General features: G+C 62.8%; 1 protein-coding gene. It reads left to right on the top strand.

Translation table 11 applies throughout. The annotated features are described in order from the left end of the window. A partial coding sequence (locus EN804_RS35885; protein ID WP_135922391.1) for an extracellular solute-binding protein occupies positions 1–320 on the top strand: 320 nt, incomplete at both ends.

The raw sequence follows: 320 nt of genomic DNA, 5'->3' as shown, positions 1-320 counted from the left end.
GAGCCGTTCAGCAAGGAGACAGGCGTCAAGATCCTCGAGCAGGAATATCTCGGCGATCTGGGCAAGGTGAAGGCCATGGTCGACACCGGCAACGTGCCGATCGACCTGGTGACGGTGGAGACCGCAACCGTGCTGCAGGGCTGCGACGCCGGCATCCTCGAGCGCCTCGACTATTCCAAGATCGGTCCGCGCGACAAATTCATCGAGGGCTCGGGGCTGGATTGCGGAGTCGGCCTCGATGCTTACGGGGATATCCTCGCCTATGATCCGACCGTGCTGAAGGACGCGCCGACCTCGGTGCTCGACCTCTTCGACACGAC

It is taken from the genome of Mesorhizobium sp. M8A.F.Ca.ET.161.01.1.1, assembly GCF_004792105.1.
Lineage (GTDB): Bacteria > Pseudomonadota > Alphaproteobacteria > Rhizobiales > Rhizobiaceae > Mesorhizobium.
The sequence above is the reverse complement of the archived record's forward strand: the minus strand, read 5'-3'. Positions and strand labels throughout refer to the sequence as shown.